Here is a 16,840-nt window from a genome sequence, read left to right as displayed (position 1 = left end):
AGACCGTCGGGGGCGCGCTCGTTCAGCGGTTTTGGGGGTGGGTCAGAGGACGCCGCTGTCCGCGATGGTGACCTTCGCCTGGGGCCGGCCGCTCTTCGAACCGAGGGCCTCGATCTTCTTGACCAGGTCCATGCTCTCCTGGTTGTCGACCTCGCCGAACACCACGTGCTTGCCGTCCAGCCAGGACGTCACGATGGTCGTGATGAAGAACTGCGAGCCGTTGGAGTTGGGGCCGGCGTTGGCCATGGAGAGCAGGCCCGGCTTGGTGTGCGCGAGCTTGAAGTTCTCGTCGGCGAACTTGGCGCCGTAGATGCTCTGGCCGCCCGTGCCGTCACCGCGGGTGAAGTCGCCGCCCTGCAGCATGAAGTCGGGGATGATCCGGTGGAACGAGGAGCCCTTGTAGCCGAAGCCCTTCTCGCCGGTCGCCAGCGCGCGGAAGTTTTCCGCGGTCTTGGGAACGACGTCGTCGAACAGTTTGAACGTGATCCGCCCGGCGGGCTCGTCGTTGATGGTGATGTCGAAGTAAACCTTGCTCGTCATGGAACCATCCTGACATCGATGCGCTCGGCGCCGACGGGCGGGCATGGTGCCGGGCCCGTCGGCACGGTCACGGGGAGGGTGCGACGGAGCCCGTTCCCGTTTGTCCTGTATGTCGACGACTGGCTAGCCTGAAGAGGGGGTGCGGAGGCTCAGGGAGGTCCGAGGTGACTGTTGAGGCCAACGCGAGCGCCGGGACGTTCAGTGCCTTCGGCGCGTCCACGGGTGTCGGCGGACCCCGCTATCTGCCGGTTGCCGAGCACGGCCTGATCGGCGATCTGCGCAGCGCGGCCCTGGTGGACACCAACGGCACCATCGACTGGTACTGCTGCCCGCGCTTCGACGCACCCAGTGTCTTCGCCTCGATCCTCGACGCCGACCGCGGCGGGTACTTCGAACTCGCGGCGGATGCTCCGACGCGTACCAAGCAGTTCTACTTCCCCGACACCAATGTGCTGATCACCCGCTTCTTCGCGGAGGACGGGGTCGGTGAGGTCCAGGACTTCATGCCGGTACTCGACGATTCGCGCGAGGCCGACCGGCACCGGCTGATCCGCCGCGTGGTGTGCGTCCGCGGATCGCTGCCGTTCCGCGCCCGGGCGGCCCCCCGTTTCGAGTACGGGGCGCAGCCGCACACCGTGCACGTACAGCAGGGCCAGGCGGTTTTCGAATCGCCCTCCCTCACTCTCGCGCTGACGTCGAGTGTGCCGCTCGAGGTCGCCGGCCAGGACGTATGGTCGCTGTTCAAGCTGCACGAGGGCGAGTCCGCGGTCTTCGCCCTCGACCGGGTCGGCGGCGACGTGGCACCCCGCTTCTGCCCGCTGGCCGAGGCGGAGAACCAGTTCAACGCCACTGTCCTGTACTGGCGGCGGTGGCTGTCCCGGTCGCGGTACCGCGGTCGCTGGCGGGAGATGGTGCACCGCTCCGCCCTCACCCTGAAGCTGCTCACCTACGCCCCGACCGGCGCCATCATCGCCGCGCCGACCACCAGCCTGCCCGAACGCATCGGAGGCGAGCGCAACTGGGACTACCGCTACGTATGGATCCGCGACGCGGCGTTCTGTGTCTACGCGCTGCTCAGGCTCGGCTTCACCGAGGAGGCCGAGGCCTTCATGGGCTTTCTCTCCGAGCATGTCTGTCTCGAAGCGACCGACGAGACCGGCCCGCTGCAGATCATGTACGGCATCGACGGACGCCGTGAGCTGCCCGAACGCGAGCTGACCCATCTCGAGGGCTACCGGGGCTCGGCCCCCGTACGTGTGGGCAACGACGCCGTCGACCAGCTGCAGCTGGACATCTACGGGGCGCTCATCGACGGCCTCTACCTCTACAACAAGTGGGGACAGCCCATCTCCAGTGCGCACTGGGACGGCATCAGCAAACTGGTCGACTGGGTGTGCGACCACTGGGACCAGCCCGACCAGGGAATCTGGGAGACCCGCAGCGGGCGCAAGAACTTCCTCTATTCACGATTGATGTGCTGGGTGGCCATCGAGCGCGCCATGCGACTGGCCCAGCATCGCGGCCTGCCCGTCGACATCGTGCGGTGGGGGCGGGCCCGGGACGCGATCTATCGCCGGATCATGCGCCACGGCTGGTCCGACGAGCGGCACGCCTTCGTCCAGTACGAGGACGGCCACGTCCTCGACGCGTCCCTGCTGATGATGCCGCTGGCGAAGTTCGTCTCCCCGACCGACCCGAAGTGGCTCGCCACGCTGGACGCGCTGGGCGAGGACCTGGTGTCTGACTCGCTGGTCTACCGCTACGACCCGCAGGCCAGCCCGGACGGACTGCGGGGCGACGAGGGCACGTTCTCGATCTGCTCGTTCTGGTACGTCGAGGCGCTGGCCCGAGCCGGCCGGCTGGACGAGGCCCGACTCGCGTTCGAGAAGATGCTCACGTACGCCAACCACCTCGGTCTGTACGCCGAGGAGATCGGCCACACCGGGGAGCAGCGCGGGAACTTCCCGCAGGCCTTCACCCACCTCGCGCTGATCAGCGCGGCCTTTGATCTCGACCGCGCGCTCGGCTGATGAGCACCTTCGCCTCCGGCGGGATCCGCGGGCGGTGGCGTCGTTGCATAAAAGTGCATTGCTGCGTATAGTCATGCCATCAATGAGGAGGATTTCGATGGTGGTACGTGCAGCAGTGGCAGGGGCGAGCGGATACGCCGGTGGGGAGCTGCTCCGTCTCCTGCTGGTCCACCCTCAGGTCGAGATCGGGGCCCTCACCGCCAACTCCAACGCGGGGCAGAAGCTCGGTGCGCTGCAGCCGCATCTGCGGCCGCTGGCCGACCGGGTGCTGCAGCCGACCACGGCCGAGGTGCTCGCCGGGCACGATGTCGTCTTCCTCGCCCTTCCGCACGGGCAGTCCGCCGCCGTGGCCGAGCAGCTCGGTGACGAGGTGCTCGTCGTGGACATGGGCGCCGACTTCCGGCTCGAGGACGCCTCGGACTGGGAGAAGTTCTACGGTTCGCCGCACGCCGGGACCTGGCCCTACGGTCTGCCCGAACTGCCCGGCGCTCGCTCGGCGCTGGCGGGATCCAGGCGCATCGCGGTGCCCGGCTGCTACCCGACCGCCGTCTCGCTCGCGCTCTTCCCGGCGTACGCGGCCCAGCTGGCCGAGCCCGAGGCCGTGATCGTCGCCGCGTCCGGCACCTCCGGGGCCGGCAAGGCGGCCAAGCCGCATCTGCTCGGCTCCGAGGTGATGGGCAACATGTCCCCGTACGGCGTCGGCGGGGGCCACCGGCACACCCCCGAGATGATCCAGAACCTCAGCGCGGCAGCCGGCACGCCGGTCACCGTCTCCTTCACGCCGACCCTGGCGCCGATGCCTCGCGGCATCCTCGCCACGTGCAGCGCGAAGGCGAAGCCGGGCGTGAGCGCCGAATCCCTCCGCGCCGCGTACGAGAAGGCGTTCGCCGACGAGCCGTTCGTCGACCTGCTCCCCGAGGGGCAGTGGCCCGCCACGGCGGCCGTCCACGGTTCCAACGCGGTGCAGATCCAGGTCGCGTACGACGACGCGGCGGGCCGGATCATCGTCGTCAGCGCCATCGACAACCTCACCAAGGGCACCGCCGGCGGCGCCCTGCAGAGCATGAACATCGCCCTCGGGCTCCCCGAGGACACAGGTCTTTCCACGATCGGAGTCGCACCGTGAGTGTCACGGCAGCACAGGGGTTCTCCGCGGCGGGCATCGCCGCGGGTATCAAGGAGAGCGGTAACCCGGACCTGGCCCTCGTGGTCAACAACGGTCCGCGTCACGCCGCCGCGGGCGTCTTCACCTCCAACCGCGTCAAGGCCGCCCCCGTCCTCTGGTCGGAGCAGGTACTGAAGGGCGGTGAAGTCGGCGCCGTCGTGCTCAACTCCGGTGGTGCCAACGCTTGTACGGGCCCACAGGGCTTCCAGGACACCCACGCCACCGCCGAAAAGGCCGCCGAGGTCCTCCCCGGCCACAGCGCGGGCGAGATCGCGGTCGCCTCGACCGGACTGATCGGGACCCTGCTCCCGATGGACAAGCTGCTGCCCGGCATCGAGACCGCCGCCGCGGCACTGAGCGAGCACGGCGGCGAGAAGGCCGCCATCGCGATCAAGACCACCGACACCGTCCACAAGACCGCCGTCGCGGGCGGCGAGGGATGGACCGTCGGCGGCATGGCCAAGGGCGCGGGCATGCTCGCCCCGGGCCTCGCCACCATGCTGGTCGTCCTCACCACCGACGCCGATGTGGACGCCCCGGCGCTGGACACCGCGCTGCGCGCCGCCACCCGCACCACCTTCGACCGGGTCGACTCCGACGGCTGCATGTCGACCAACGACACGGTCCTGCTGCTGGCCTCCGGCGCCAGTGGAATCACTCCGGACCAGGGCGAGTTCGCCGAGGCCGTCCGGACTGTCTGCGCCGACCTCGCCCGGCAGCTCATCGGTGACGCCGAGGGCGCCTCCAAGGACATCCGGATCGAGGTCATCAACGCCGCGACCGAGGACGACGCCGTCGAGGTGGGCCGCTCCATCGCCCGTAACAACCTTCTGAAGTGCGCCATCCACGGCGAGGACCCCAACTGGGGCCGCGTCCTGTCCGCGATCGGCACGACGAAGGCCGCCTTCGAGCCCGACCAGCTGAACGTCGCCATCAACGGCGTCTGGGTCTGCAAGAACGGGGGAGTCGGCGAGGACCGCGACCTGGTCGACATGCGCTACCGCGAGGTCGAGATCACCGCTGACCTGGCCGCAGGCACCGAGTCGGCCGTCATCTGGGCCAACGACCTCACCGCGGACTACGTCCACGAGAACAGCGCGTACAGCTCATGACCTCGACGCGGAAGCACACCGCACTCCCGAAGGCGCAGATCCTCATCGAGGCACTGCCCTGGCTGACCCGGCACAACGGCAAGACCGTCGTCATCAAGTTCGGCGGCAACGCCATGATCGACGAGGAACTGAAGGCGGCCTTCGCCCAGGACGTCGTCTTCCTGCGCCAGGCCGGCCTCAAGCCCGTCGTCGTGCACGGCGGCGGCCCGCAGATCAGTGCCCAGCTCGACAAGCAGGGCCTGGTCAGCGAGTTCAAGGCGGGTCTGCGCGTCACCACGCCCGAGGCGATGGACGTCGTACGGATGGTGCTGGCCGGACAGGTCCAGCGCGAGCTCGTCGGCCTGCTCAACCAGCACGGCCCGCTCGCCGTCGGCCTGACCGGCGAGGACGCCCACACGATCACCGCCACCCAGCACCGGCCCACCATCGACGGCGAACTCGTCGACATCGGCCGGGTCGGCGAGATCACCGCCATCGACACCGGGGCGATCCGGGCGCTGCTGGACGACGGCCGGATCCCGGTCATCTCCTCCATCGCCCGCTCCGCCGACGACAACCACGTCTACAACGTCAATGCCGACACCGCGGCCGCCGCACTTGCCGCCGCGCTGAACGCCGAGACGCTGATGGTCCTCACCGACGTCGAGGGCCTCTACGAGGACTGGCCCAACAGCGAAGACGTGATCAGCCGCCTCACCGCCACCGAGCTGGAGAAGCTGCTGCCCGAGCTGTCCAGCGGCATGGTGCCGAAGATGCAGGGCTGCCTGCACGCCGTCCGCAACGGCGTGGAGACCGCCCGCGTCATCGACGGCCGGGTCCAGCACTCGATCCTGCTGGAGATCTTCACCGACGAAGGAATCGGCACGATGGTCGTGCCCGACGCACAGCCCGACGCGCAGGGGGAGTCATGAGCAACCAGGAGCTGTCGCAGCGCTGGAGCCACGCGCTGATGGACAACTACGGCACCCCCCAGCTGTCCCTCGTCCGCGGCGAGGGCGCCCATGTGTGGGACGCCGACGGCACCGAGTACGTCGACTTCGTCGGCGGTATCGCGGTGAACGCGCTGGGCCACGCCCACCCCGCCGTCATCGAGGCCGTCTCCACCCAGATCGCCTCCCTCGGCCACGTCTCCAACCTCTTCATCGCACCGCAGCCCGTGGCCCTCGCCGAACGGCTGCTCCAGCTCTTCGGCCGCGAGGGCAGGGTCTACTTCGCCAACTCGGGCGCCGAGGCCAACGAGGCCGCCTTCAAGATCGGCCGGCTGACCGGGCGGACCCACATGGTCGCCACCGACGGCGGCTTCCACGGCCGGACCATGGGCGCGCTCGCGCTCACCGGTCAGCCGAAGAAGCGCGAGCCCTTCGAACCGCTGCCCGGCGATGTCACCCACGTCCCCTACGGGGACGCCGAGGCGCTGCGGGCCGCCGTGAGTACCGAAACCGCCCTGGTGATCATCGAGCCCATCCAGGGCGAGAACGGTGTGGTCGTGCCGCCCAAGGGCTACCTGGAGGCCGCCCGCGAGATCACCCGGGCCACCGGCACCCTGCTCGTCCTCGACGAGGTGCAGACCGGTATCGGCCGCTGCGGCCAGTGGTTCGAGCACCAGTCCCACCAGGGCGTCGAGCCGGACGTCGTCACCCTCGCCAAGGGCCTCGGCGGCGGACTGCCGCTCGGCGCGACCGTCGCGTTCGGCCCGGCGGCCGATCTGCTGAAGCCGGGCCAGCACGGCACGACGTTCGGTGGCAACCCGATCGCCTGCGCCGCCGGACTCGCCGTCCTGGACACCCTGGCGGCCGACGGCGCCCTGGACCGGGTGAAGCGGCTCGGCGAGAAGATCCGGAACGGAGTGGAGGGTCTCGGGCACCCTCTGGTCTCCCACGTCCGCGGCTCCGGGCTGCTGCTGGGTATCGTGCTCACCGAGCCCCTGGCACCGCAGGTGCAACAGGCGGCTCAGGGAGCCGGAATCCTGGTGAACGTACCCGCCCCCGATGTCGTGCGGCTCATGCCGCCACTGATCATCGGCGACACGGAGGTGGACGCGTTCCTCCGGGCGCTGCCCGGCGCTCTCGACGCGGCAAAAGGGGACGGACGATCCGGAGAATGAGGCGACGACGATGACCGAGGCGCAGGAGACCGAGCACGGCGGGCCGTCCGTGCCGCAGACCCGTACCGCGCGCCACCGCCGGATCGTGGACATCCTGAACCGGCAGCCGGTGCGCTCGCAGAGCCAGCTGGCCAAGCTCCTCGCCGACGACGGGCTGAGCGTCACCCAGGCGACGCTCTCCCGCGATCTGGACGAGCTGGGCGCGGTGAAGATCCGCAACACCGGTGGCGAACTGATCTACGCGGTGCCGAGCGAAGGCGGCTTCCGCACCCCGCAGGCACCGCTGGGCGGGTCCGCGAAGGAAGAGCGGATGCGGCGCCTCTCCGCCGAACTGCTCATCTCGGCGGAGGCCTCGGCCAACCTCGTGGTGCTGCGCACCCCGCCGGGCGCCGCCCAGTTCCTCGCCTCGGCCATCGACCAGGCCGAACTGCACGACATCCTCGGCACCATCGCGGGTGACGACACCCTCATGCTGATCAGCCGTGACCCGGCGGGCGGCCAGGCGCTCGCCGACCACCTGCTGCGACTGGCCCAGAAAGAACGCTGAGCGGGCCGGAACGACTCAGTAGCGCGTGATCGCGAGCGGTCCCGAACGGGTCCCGATCGCGATGTGCGGACGGCGGGCCGGATCCACCCAGTCCAGGATCCGGTCCATCGCGGCCGCCGGTACGGACACACAACCGGCGGTCGCGCCAGGCCCGTTGACGTGCAGGAAGATCCCGGCGCCGCGCCCCCGCACCGGCCGCGCGTAGTTGAAGCCGATGACGAGCGCGCGGGCGTACTGCGTCGGATACGCGCTCAGATGCTCCGCCTCGCTCGCCCGGCAGTCCGCCGGCCGCGGCTCCACCCAGCGGTTGTAGGACCGCGCCCCGTTGTCCTGGCACCACCACGATTGGCTGTTGACCCGGCGGTACGGGTGGACGGTGCCGGCCGGCGCCGCCTCGACCCCGAAGGCGAACGGCAGGTCGTACAGGCCGGTGGGGGTGGTGTCGGTGCTCTGCTTGCGCGACGCCCCCTCGGCCAGGCCCTTCGCACCGAACCGGGCCGGGGCGGAGCCGCCCTTCACCCAGGTGCTCCGGCGCAGATTCCACCAGGTGACGGTGCCCGTGGTGGACCCCGGGGCCGGTGCCTCGGCCGTGATCAGCTGGGTGCCGCCGCCGGTGTCGGCCAGCCGTTCCGGGAGAACCGGCGTCGCGGCGGGCCGGGCCGCGACCGACCCCGCCAGCGCGAGCAGTACCGAACCGGTCACCAGAGATCTGCGCATGCCACGGACGCTAGACCATGCGGCGGGGCGGCACCTCCGGACGTGCTCCGGACAGCTCAATTCCCTGCTGCGCCTCGGTTCGCGCCCGGCATGGACGGCAGCGGGAGCGGCAGCCCCGGCAGCCCGTCGATACTCGTCGCGACGTGCTCCTTCTTCTCGAAGTAGACACTGAGCGACGCGTCGTCCTCGCGGGCGAAGCGCTGTGCGTGCAGTGGCCGGTCCTCGTCGTACGACATGAAGGGCACGGCGAATCCGCAGGTGTCGCGGATCAGCTCGGCCCTGACCACGACGATGGCACGCAGTCCGTGCGAGCCGGGGTCCACGTCGGGGAAGTGGCCGAGCAGCGGACCGAACCGCGGATCGTCGCGGAAGACCGGCTCGCCGCGGCCGTGCACCCGCACGATGTTCGGCGGCCCCTGGAAGGCGCACCACATGAGCGTGATGCGGCCGTTCTCGCGCAGATGGGCGATGGTCTCGGCATTGCTGCCCGCGAAGTCCAGATACGCCACGGTCAGCTCGTCGACGACGGCGAACGAGCCACTGACGCCCTTGGGGGACAGATTGACCGTGCCCTCGCCGTCCAGGGGCGCCGTCGCCGTGAAGAAGATGTGCTGCTCTTCGATGAAGGTCCTGATCCGTCCGTCGATTCGCTCGTACGTTTTTCCCATGGCGGCCATTATCGTCGCCAACTCCGGCGTGGCCGAGCCCATTTCAGCCGATGGGACGCCGGTACGGACCCGCCGCCCGGCACCGTTCCCGCACCGCTTCGCAGCCGTCGCGGCCGCTGGTCGCCGCCCTGGCCCGGTGTCGACGCGCCACTCCCACCTGCACCTTTGACAAAGCATACGGAGGACTGCATAGTTATACCCATCAGTGATTGCACCGTAAGGAGAAACCCGTGACCGAGCGCGTCGTACTCGCCTACTCGGGCGGCCTGGACACCTCCGTCGCCATCGGCTGGATCGCCGAGGAGACGGGCGCCGAGGTCATCGCCGTTGCCGTGGACGTCGGCCAGGGCGGCGAGGACCTGGACGTCATCCGCAAGCGCGCGCTCGCCTGCGGTGCCGTCGAGGCCGAGGTCGCGGACGCCAAGGACGAGTTCGCCGAGGAGTACTGCCTTCCGGCGATCAAGGCCAACGCCCTCTACATGGACCGCTACCCGCTGGTCTCGGCCCTGTCCCGGCCGACCATCGTCAAGCACCTCGTCGCCGCCGCCAACAAGCACAACGCCGGCATCGTCGCCCACGGCTGCACCGGCAAGGGCAACGACCAGGTCCGCTTCGAGGCCGGCATCTCCGCGCTCGGCCCGGACCTGAAGTGCATCGCCCCGGTCCGTGACTACGCGATGACCCGGGACAAGGCGATCGCCTTCTGTGAGGAGAAGAACCTCCCGATCGCGACCACCAAGAAGTCCCCGTACTCCATCGACCAGAACGTCTTCGGGCGGGCCGTCGAGACGGGCTTCCTGGAGGACATCTGGAACGCGCCGATCGAGGACATCTACGAGTACACCGAGAACCCCGCCACCTCGCGCGAGGCCGACGAGGTCGTCATCTCCTTCAAGGAGGGCGTGCCCGTCGCCATCGACGGCAAGCCCGTCACCGTCCTCCAGGCGATCCAGCAGCTGAACCAGCGGGCCGGCGCCCAGGGCATCGGCCGGATCGACATGGTCGAGGACCGTCTCGTCGGCATCAAGTCCCGCGAGGTGTACGAGGCCCCGGGCGCGATCGCGCTGATCACCGCCCACCAGGAGCTGGAGAACGTCACCGTCGAGCGCGAGCTGGCCCGCTACAAGCGGCAGGTCGAGCAGCGCTGGGGCGAGCTGGTCTACGACGGCCTGTGGTTCTCCCCGCTCAAGCGCGCCCTGGACGGCTTCATCAACGAGGCCAACCAGCACGTCACCGGTGACATCCGGATGACCATGCACGCGGGCCGCGCCGTCGTCACCGGCCGGAAGTCCGGGCAGTCGCTCTACGACTTCAACCTCGCCACCTACGACTCGGGCGACACGTTCGACCAGTCCAAGGCGCAGGGCTTCATCGAGATCTTCGGCCTCTCCTCGAAGATCGCCGCGAAGCGTGACCTCGCCTGACCCCCAGTAGTTACGTCACCGCCTCCCCGGCTCTCCGCGCGGGGAGGCGGTCGCACATCCACCCCCTTGTCCTCCCGAGGAGCACGCAGTGAGCAACGGCAACGGCAACAGCGACGTACGCCTCTGGGGCGCCCGCTTCGCCGACGGTCCGGCCGAGGCGCTGGCCAAGCTGTCCGCCTCCGTCCACTTCGACTGGCGGCTCGCGCCATACGACATCGCCGGCTCCCGCGCCCACGCGCGCGTCCTGAACAAGGCGGGTCTGCTCACCGAGGACGAGCTGAACCGCATGATCGCCGGTCTCGACCAGCTCGAAACCGACGTCGCCGACGGATCGTTCACGGGCACCGTCGCGGACGAGGACGTGCACACCGCGCTGGAGCGTGGCCTGCTGGAACGCCTCGGTCCGGACCTGGGCGGCAAGCTGCGGGCCGGCCGGTCCCGGAACGACCAGATCGCCACCCTCTTCCGGATGTACCTGCGCGACCACGCCCGGATCATCGGCGGCCTGATCGCCGAGCTCCAGGGCGCCCTGGTCGGCCTCGCCGAGGCGCACCCGGACGTAGCGATGCCCGGCCGTACGCATCTGCAGCACGCCCAGCCGGTGCTCTTCGCCCACCACGTCCTGGCCCACGCGCAGTCCCTGTCCCGGGACGCCGAGCGGCTGCGCCAGTGGGACGAGCGGACCGCCGTCTCCCCGTACGGCTCCGGTGCACTGGCCGGGTCGTCCCTCGGGCTGGACCCGGAAGCGGTCGCCGCCGACCTCGGCTTCGAGCACGGCTCCGTCGCCAACTCCATCGACGGCACGGCCTCCCGCGACTTCGTCGCCGAGTTCGCGTTCATCACCGCGATGATCGGCGTGAATCTCTCCCGGATCGCGGAGGAGGTCATCATCTGGAACACGAAGGAGTTCTCCTTCGTCACCCTGCACGACGCCTTCTCCACCGGCTCCTCGATCATGCCGCAGAAGAAGAACCCCGACATCGCCGAGCTGGCCCGCGGCAAGTCCGGCCGGCTGATCGGCAACCTGACGGGCCTGATGGCCACGCTGAAGGCCCTCCCGCTCGCGTACAACCGCGACCTCCAGGAGGACAAGGAACCGGTCTTCGACTCCTGCGACCAGCTCGAAGTCCTGTTGCCCGCCTTCACCGGAATGATGGCCACCCTCACCATCAACCGCGAGCGCATGGAGGAGCTGGCCCCGGCCGGCTTCTCGCTCGCCACAGACATCGCCGAGTGGCTGGTCAAGCAGGGTGTGCCGTTCCGGGTCGCCCACGAGGTCGCGGGCGAGTGCGTCAAGACGTGCGAGCAGCAGGGCATCGAGCTCGACGAGCTGACCGACGAGCAGTTCGCGAAGATCTCCGAGCACCTCACCCCCGAGGTCCGCACGGTCCTCAACGTGCCCGGCGCCCTCGCCTCCCGCAGCGGTCGCGGCGGTACGGCCCCGTCCGCCGTCGCCGTCCAGCTCGCCGAGGTCAAGGCCGACCTCGCCGTCCAGCAGGCGTGGGCCACCGCCAGGAACTGATGCCGCGCAGGCGGCTTCGGGGCGGGGAGCGGCCCTACGTTGCCCGCCTTCCGGTTTCTGCGCGCCGGGTTACGTTGACGGGGGAGCGCACCCCATCGACGAGGAGCCCACGATGCCTTTCGACCTTCCCCGAGCTCTCGGCCTCGCCCGGCCGGGGGAGGCCCCATCGGCCACAGCGACGACTCCGAGCGCCCACATCGGGCTCGGCCTGGCAGCGGTCGGCAGGCCGGGCTACATCAACCTGCACCGTGACCGCGATCTGCCCGCCGACCGCAGCGTCGAGGCGCTGCGCGAGCGCACCCACGAACTGCTGGACGCCGCCTACGCGCAGGGCGTCCGCTACTTCGACGCGGCCCGCTCCTACGGTCGTTCGGAGGAGTTCCTGGCCGGCTGGCTGACGGCGCACCCGGAAGCGGACGATGTCGTCATCGGCAGCAAGTGGGGCTACACCTACACCGCCGACTGGAGCGTGGAAGCCGAGGCGCACGAGGTCAAGGACCACAGCCTGGCCACGTATCTGCGCCAGCGCGCCGAGACCGACGCGCTGCTCGGGGACCGGCTCGACCTCTACCAGATCCACTCGGTCACCCCCGACAGCCCGGCCCTCACCGACAAGGAACTGCACGCGCGGCTCGCCGAACTCGCCGCGGCGGGTATCGGCGTCGGGCTGTCCACCAGCGGACCCGCCCAGGCCGACGCCATCCGGGCCGCCCTCGCCGTCACCGTCGGCGGCGAACCGCTCTTCCGCACCGTCCAGGCCACCTACAACGCCCTGGAGACCTCGGCCGGAGCGGCGCTCGCCGAGGCCCATGACGCCGGGCTCACCGTGATCGTCAAGGAAGCCATGGCCAACGGCCGGCTCGCCGGGACGGAGGCCCCCGCCGTGGTCCAGGAGATCGCCGCCGACGTCGGCGTGGGCAGCGACGCGATCGCGCTGGCGTTCGTACTGCACCAGCCGTGGGCCTCAGTGGTGCTCTCCGGCGCGGCGGCCCTCGACCAGCTCGCCGGAAACCTGCGCGCTGCCGTCGTCGACCTCGGCGAGCCGCGGCGCGCCCGGCTCGACGCGCTCGTGGAGGAGCCGGAGGCTTACTGGCACCGCCGCGCCGCGCTGCCGTGGAGCTGAGCGGGCGCGCCCGGCGCCGGTGAAGGGGCGCGCAGCCACCTGTCACATCGGTGAGCTCCGGTTCGTCATCACAGTGACGGCACACCACGGAGGAATGCGACTGTGGACGGACATGAGCGGGGCGGACACGCGCGGGACGGACGCGGGGTGAACGGACGCCAGGCCGACGGCCGCGAGTTCCTGGCCGAACGCTTCGAGGAGAACCGTACCCAGCTGAAGGCCGTGGCCTACCGCATGCTCGGCTCGACGAACGAGGCGGAGGACGCCGTCCAGGAAGCCTGGATCCGGCTCAGCCGTACCGACAGCCGGGCGATCGGGAACCTGGGCGGCTGGCTGACGACGGTGGTCGGGCGGGTGTGCCTGGACAGGCTCCGCTCCCGCCGCGCTCGCCGCGAGGAACTGCTCGACACGCGCGCTTCCGAGGCCCACGCCCCGGATCCGGTCCTCGGCGCCGAGCCGGAGGCCGACCCGGAACAACAGGCGATGATGGCCGATTCGGTCGGTCTCGCGATGCTGGTCGTACTCGAAACGCTCGACCCCGCCGAGCGGCTCGCCTTCGTCCTGCACGACATGTTCGCCGTGCCGTTCGACGAGATCGCCCGCGTCGTGGACCGGACCCCGGCCGCGGCCCGGCAGCTCGCCAGCCGGGCCCGTCGCCGGGTGCGGGGCGTGGAGCCGGACCCGGAACCCGATCTCGCCCGCAAGCGCGAAGTCGTCGACGCCTTCCTGGCGGCCGCCCGCGGCGGTGACTTCGAGGCCCTCGTCGCCGTGCTCGACCCGGACGTCGTGGTGCGGTCCGGAGCCGGAGCCGGTGGCGTCGGAGCGCCGTCCCTGGTGCGGGGCGCCGCGACCGTGGCCCGCCAGGCGATGATGTTCGCACCGTTCGCCCGGTCGTCGCTGCCCGCGCTGGTCGACGGGGAACCGGCCGTCATCTCGGCGCTCGACGACCACCGGTTCTCGGTCATGATCTTCACCGTTGCGCGGGGGAAGGTCACCGAGATGTTCGTGGTCGACGATCCGGCCCGCCTGCCCGGCCTCGATCTGACCGTCCTCACCGGCTGACTCGGGACGGGCGGCGACCCGACCGGAGTGGCGGACTCAGTCCCCGCCGCCCCGGCGGCCGTCCGCCCACGTGGCGAGCACCTCGAAATCGGCCGGCAGCAGCCCGATCCACGGATCGATCCACAGCAGGAGAGCCTCGGCCGCCCCCTGCTCGGTAGCCCACCCCCGGTCCTGCTCGGAGATCTCGTCGTCGACCCAGGCGAAGGGCCGGCCCGCCGCGTACTCCACCACGTACCGCGTCTTCCAGTACGTGCCGTCCGGCGCGCTGCCGTGCATCGACGGCCAGTCGATGTACGGCAGCCGGGGCAGCCCCAGACGCGGCCCGATCCACTCGTTGGCCTCGTCCTTCCAGGTCGTCGCCCAGACCAGCTCGTAACGGCCCGCCAGGCCGCGCAGCGCCTTCCCGTGCTCCGGGTTGAGGAGGACGGGAAGAGGCATCCCGTAGTCCCACCCCGTCGGCCGCATCAGATGCAGTGCATAGCCGTCCGGAACCCGGCGGCGCGTCAGTGCCGCGTACGGATTGAGCGGGCCGTCGATGTCGATCAGCAGCAGCGGCTTCATGACGACATGGTCCTCTCTCGCGCCTGCGGAGGGCGACGGCTCTGCCGTGAGACATTAATGTCTCATATGGGTTATGGTTGTCTCATGACTCTCGACCGTGAGCAGGTGCTGCGCAGCGCCGCCGCCCTGCTGACCCGTAAATCGACCGCCACCATGGACGAGGTCGCCAGAGCCGCAGGCATCGGACGCGCCACCCTGCACCGGCACTTCGCCGGACGGGACGCCCTGGTCAGGGCATTGGAAAACCTGGGCATCCAGGAGTTCGGAGCGGCTCTGGACGCCGCCGCGCTCGACGAGGGGACCTCCGAGGAAGCGCTGCGCCGGCTGATCGCCGCCGTCGAGCCGAGCGCCGGACTCCTCTCCTTCCTCGTCACCGAGAACCAGCTCTTCGAGGGCGACGAGGTCAACGAAGGCTGGAGCCGGCTCGACGCCCAGGTGTCCGCCTTCTTCCTGCGCGGCCAGGAACGAGGCGAGTTCCGCATCGACCTCACCCCCGCCTGGCTGACCGAGGCCCTCTACGCGCTCATCTCCTCCGGCGCCTGGACCGTCCAGACGGGCCGGGTCGCCGGACAGGACTTCCAACACATGATCGTCGAGTTGCTGCTCGGCGGCGCACGCCGGAGCGTGGAGCAATGAGCAGTCTCGAACAGCACGCACAAACCGCCGAAGAGCTGCGCCGACCGGGGCGGTGGATCGCCCTGGCCGTCCTCGTTCTCGCCGTGCTGCTCGTAGCCGTGGACGCCACGGTCCTCGGCCTCGCCACCCCCTTCCTCACGGAGGACCTCAAGCCGTCCGGCACTCAGCTGCTCTGGATCGGCGACGTCTACTCCTTCGTCATCGCCGGGCTCCTGGTCTCCATGGGCAGCCTCGGCGACCGCATCGGCCGCAAGAAGCTGCTGCTGGGCGGCGCCGTCGCCTTCGGCGCGGTCTCCGTGCTCAACGCGTACGCGAGCACCCCCGAGATGATGATCCTGGCGCGGGCGCTGCTCGGTGTCGCGGGCGCCACCCTGATGCCGTCCACGCTCGCCCTGATCCGCAACCTCTTCCACGATCCGCGCGAGCGCAGCCTCGCCATCGGCCTCTGGGGCGCCATGGCCTCGGCGGGCGCGGCCGTCGGCCCCGTCGTCGGCGGATTCCTCCTGGAACACTTCTGGTGGGGCTCGGTCTTCCTGATCAACCTGCCCGTCATGGCCGTCCTGGTGGTCGTCGGCGTCAAGATGATCCCCGAGTCGAAGAATCCGGCGCCGGGCCCCTGGGACCTGGGCAGCGTGGCGCTCTCCTTCATCGGCATGATCGGCGTCGTATACGCCGTCAAGGAGCTGGCCGCGCACGGGACGAGCTGGGCAGTCGCCGTCGCGGGCCTCGGCGGCCTGGCCGCGCTCCACTGGTTCGTCCGCAGACAACTCACGCTCCCCGCTCCCCTGCTGGACATGAGGCTCTTCCATCACCGGGGCTTCTCGGGCGCGGTCCTCGCCGATCTGCTGACCATCCTCGGCCTGTCCGGACTGGTCTTCTTCCTCTCCCAGTTCCTGCAACTGGTCCAGGGGCGCGGACCGCTGGAGGCAGGACTGGCCGAACTGCCCGCGGCCGTCGGCGCGGTCACGGCGGGACTGCTCGCCGGTGTGGCGGCCCGTCGCTACTCCGTACGATTGGTGGTGTCCGGCGGTCTCGGGGCGATCGGCCTGGCGCTCGCCGTTGTCACCTTGATCCACAAGGAGACCGCCTACCCGCTGATCGGCGCGGTGCTGCTGGTCGTCGGCGTCGGTGCGGGCTTCGCTTTCACCGTCACCTCCGATGTGATCCTCTCCAGCGTCCCGAAGGAGCAGGCGGGCTCCGCGGGCGCGGTCTCCGAGACGGCGTACGAACTCGGCGCGGCCCTCGGTATCGCCCTGCTCGGTTCCATCGTCACCGGCGTCTACCAGGACTTCGCCACCCCGAAGGGCGTCCCGTCCGCCAACGCCGCGGCGGCCCACGAATCGCTGGGCGGCGCCGTCGAAGCGGCCCACGGCCTTCCGGCGCACCAGGCGAGCGCGCTGATCTCCGCCGCACAGGAGTCGTTCGTCGACGGGCTGCGGCTCGCCGCGGGTGCCGGCGCGGTCGTCCTGCTGGTGACGGCCGTCATCGCCTGGTTCCTGTTGCGCGGTCAGAAGCTGGAGGAGGGCATCGTCCACCAGTAGCCGCCCGCGTCCCGGCCCGTACGGGCCGGGACGACATGGGAAAGGGCCCGTACCGCCAACCGGGGTACGGGCCCATCCGCGCAACCTG

Annotated in this window: 16 protein-coding genes; 12 read left to right on the top strand and 4 right to left on the bottom strand. The window is 70.2% G+C overall.

Translation table 11 applies throughout. The features are described 5' to 3' along the window. Positions 1–42 precede the first annotated feature (42 nt). Positions 43–540 carry a peptidylprolyl isomerase gene (locus OG936_RS04685; RefSeq protein ID WP_406492751.1) on the bottom strand — a complete coding sequence of 166 codons (498 nt, stop codon included), beginning with the start codon at positions 538–540 and terminating at the stop codon, positions 43–45. Between the two features lie 164 nt (positions 541–704). Here OG936_RS04685 and OG936_RS04680 point away from each other — a divergent pair, with 164 nt between their 5' ends. The 6 genes from OG936_RS04680 (at position 705) to OG936_RS04655 (ending at position 7,498) form a co-directional block, all read left to right on the top strand. Then, on the top strand, positions 705–2,570 hold the full coding sequence (locus tag OG936_RS04680; RefSeq protein ID WP_406492749.1) for a glycoside hydrolase family 15 protein: 1,866 nt from the start codon (positions 705–707) through the stop codon (positions 2,568–2,570). 97 nt (positions 2,571–2,667) lie between these two features. Beyond that, positions 2,668–3,696, top strand: a complete 1,029-nt coding sequence (argC, locus tag OG936_RS04675) for an N-acetyl-gamma-glutamyl-phosphate reductase (RefSeq protein ID WP_383753592.1) — start codon at positions 2,668–2,670, stop codon at positions 3,694–3,696. Continuing rightward, positions 3,693–4,847, top strand: coding sequence for a bifunctional glutamate N-acetyltransferase/amino-acid acetyltransferase ArgJ (gene argJ / locus OG936_RS04670; RefSeq protein ID WP_266745182.1), 1,155 nt, complete (start codon positions 3,693–3,695; stop codon positions 4,845–4,847). Before argC ends, argJ begins: the two co-directional genes overlap by 4 nt. Continuing rightward, positions 4,844–5,758, top strand: coding sequence for an acetylglutamate kinase (gene argB, locus OG936_RS04665; protein WP_406492747.1), 915 nt, complete (start codon positions 4,844–4,846; stop codon positions 5,756–5,758). Before argJ ends, argB begins: the two co-directional genes overlap by 4 nt. After that, entirely contained in the window at positions 5,755–6,951 is a 1,197-nt protein-coding gene (locus OG936_RS04660) for an acetylornithine transaminase (RefSeq protein ID WP_406492745.1), read from the top strand. The genes argB and OG936_RS04660 overlap by 4 nt, the downstream gene beginning before the upstream one ends. A gap of 10 nt (positions 6,952–6,961) precedes the next feature. Then, positions 6,962–7,498 (top strand): arginine repressor, encoded by a 537-nt coding sequence (locus OG936_RS04655; protein ID WP_266745179.1) that lies wholly within the window; start codon positions 6,962–6,964, stop codon positions 7,496–7,498. Between the two features lie 15 nt (positions 7,499–7,513). Here OG936_RS04655 and OG936_RS04650 read toward each other — a convergent pair whose 3' ends face one another. Together OG936_RS04650 and OG936_RS04645 are read right to left on the bottom strand one after the other, a co-directional pair. Next, positions 7,514–8,215, bottom strand: a complete 702-nt coding sequence (locus tag OG936_RS04650; protein ID WP_406492744.1) for a L,D-transpeptidase — start codon at positions 8,213–8,215, stop codon at positions 7,514–7,516. A gap of 56 nt (positions 8,216–8,271) precedes the next feature. Next, positions 8,272–8,883 carry a pyridoxamine 5'-phosphate oxidase family protein gene (locus tag OG936_RS04645; RefSeq protein WP_406492742.1) on the bottom strand — a complete coding sequence of 204 codons (612 nt, stop codon included), beginning with the start codon at positions 8,881–8,883 and terminating at the stop codon, positions 8,272–8,274. A gap of 230 nt (positions 8,884–9,113) precedes the next feature. On the opposite strand from OG936_RS04645, the gene OG936_RS04640 reads away from it, so the two are divergent. From OG936_RS04640 to OG936_RS04625, 4 genes are all read left to right on the top strand, one after another. Further along, positions 9,114–10,307 (top strand): argininosuccinate synthase, encoded by a 1,194-nt coding sequence (locus tag OG936_RS04640; RefSeq protein ID WP_406492740.1) that lies wholly within the window; start codon positions 9,114–9,116, stop codon positions 10,305–10,307. An 88-nt stretch (positions 10,308–10,395) separates the two neighbouring features. Continuing rightward, positions 10,396–11,829 carry an argininosuccinate lyase gene (argH, locus tag OG936_RS04635; RefSeq protein WP_406492738.1) on the top strand — a complete coding sequence of 478 codons (1,434 nt, stop codon included), beginning with the start codon at positions 10,396–10,398 and terminating at the stop codon, positions 11,827–11,829. Between the two features lie 112 nt (positions 11,830–11,941). Next, positions 11,942–12,952 (top strand): aldo/keto reductase, encoded by a 1,011-nt coding sequence (locus tag OG936_RS04630; RefSeq protein WP_406492736.1) that lies wholly within the window; start codon positions 11,942–11,944, stop codon positions 12,950–12,952. 147 nt (positions 12,953–13,099) lie between these two features. Next, positions 13,100–14,014: a sigma-70 family RNA polymerase sigma factor gene (locus OG936_RS04625; RefSeq protein WP_406500311.1), complete on the top strand. Its 915-nt coding sequence runs from the start codon at positions 13,100–13,102 to the stop codon at positions 14,012–14,014. Between the two features lie 36 nt (positions 14,015–14,050). On the opposite strand, the gene OG936_RS04620 is transcribed toward OG936_RS04625, so the two are convergent. Then, a complete protein-coding gene (locus OG936_RS04620) occupies positions 14,051–14,575 on the bottom strand; it encodes a hypothetical protein (protein WP_406492734.1) in 525 nt (174 codons plus the stop codon). 84 nt (positions 14,576–14,659) lie between these two features. On the opposite strand from OG936_RS04620, the gene OG936_RS04615 reads away from it, so the two are divergent. Continuing rightward, positions 14,660–15,211: a TetR/AcrR family transcriptional regulator gene (locus tag OG936_RS04615; RefSeq protein ID WP_383753566.1), complete on the top strand. Its 552-nt coding sequence runs from the start codon at positions 14,660–14,662 to the stop codon at positions 15,209–15,211. Further along, a complete protein-coding gene (locus tag OG936_RS04610; protein ID WP_406492731.1) occupies positions 15,208–16,752 on the top strand; it encodes an MFS transporter in 1,545 nt (514 codons plus the stop codon). Before OG936_RS04615 ends, OG936_RS04610 begins: the two co-directional genes overlap by 4 nt. Positions 16,753–16,840 lie beyond the last annotated feature (88 nt).

Source organism: Streptomyces sp. NBC_00846, from assembly GCF_045207325.1.
In the GTDB taxonomy this organism is placed as follows: domain Bacteria; phylum Actinomycetota; class Actinomycetes; order Streptomycetales; family Streptomycetaceae; genus Streptomyces.
The sequence above is the reverse complement of the archived record's forward strand: the minus strand, read 5'-3'. Positions and strand labels throughout refer to the sequence as shown.

Coding starts and splice junctions, on each gene's coding strand:
- OG936_RS04655 (WP_266745179.1), top strand. CDS start 6,962: ATGACCGAGGCGCAGGAGACCGAGCACGGCGGGCCGTCCGTGCCGCAG.
- argC (WP_383753592.1), top strand. CDS start 2,668: ATGGTGGTACGTGCAGCAGTGGCAGGGGCGAGCGGATACGCCGGTGGG.
- argB (WP_406492747.1), top strand. CDS start 4,844: ATGACCTCGACGCGGAAGCACACCGCACTCCCGAAGGCGCAGATCCTC.
- OG936_RS04610 (WP_406492731.1), top strand. CDS start 15,208: ATGAGCAGTCTCGAACAGCACGCACAAACCGCCGAAGAGCTGCGCCGA.
- OG936_RS04630 (WP_406492736.1), top strand. CDS start 11,942: ATGCCTTTCGACCTTCCCCGAGCTCTCGGCCTCGCCCGGCCGGGGGAG.
- OG936_RS04645 (WP_406492742.1), bottom strand. CDS start 8,883: ATGGGAAAAACGTACGAGCGAATCGACGGACGGATCAGGACCTTCATC.
- OG936_RS04650 (WP_406492744.1), bottom strand. CDS start 8,215: ATGCGCAGATCTCTGGTGACCGGTTCGGTACTGCTCGCGCTGGCGGGG.
- OG936_RS04620 (WP_406492734.1), bottom strand. CDS start 14,575: ATGAAGCCGCTGCTGCTGATCGACATCGACGGCCCGCTCAATCCGTAC.
- OG936_RS04615 (WP_383753566.1), top strand. CDS start 14,660: ATGACTCTCGACCGTGAGCAGGTGCTGCGCAGCGCCGCCGCCCTGCTG.
- OG936_RS04685 (WP_406492751.1), bottom strand. CDS start 540: ATGACGAGCAAGGTTTACTTCGACATCACCATCAACGACGAGCCCGCC.
- OG936_RS04660 (WP_406492745.1), top strand. CDS start 5,755: ATGAGCAACCAGGAGCTGTCGCAGCGCTGGAGCCACGCGCTGATGGAC.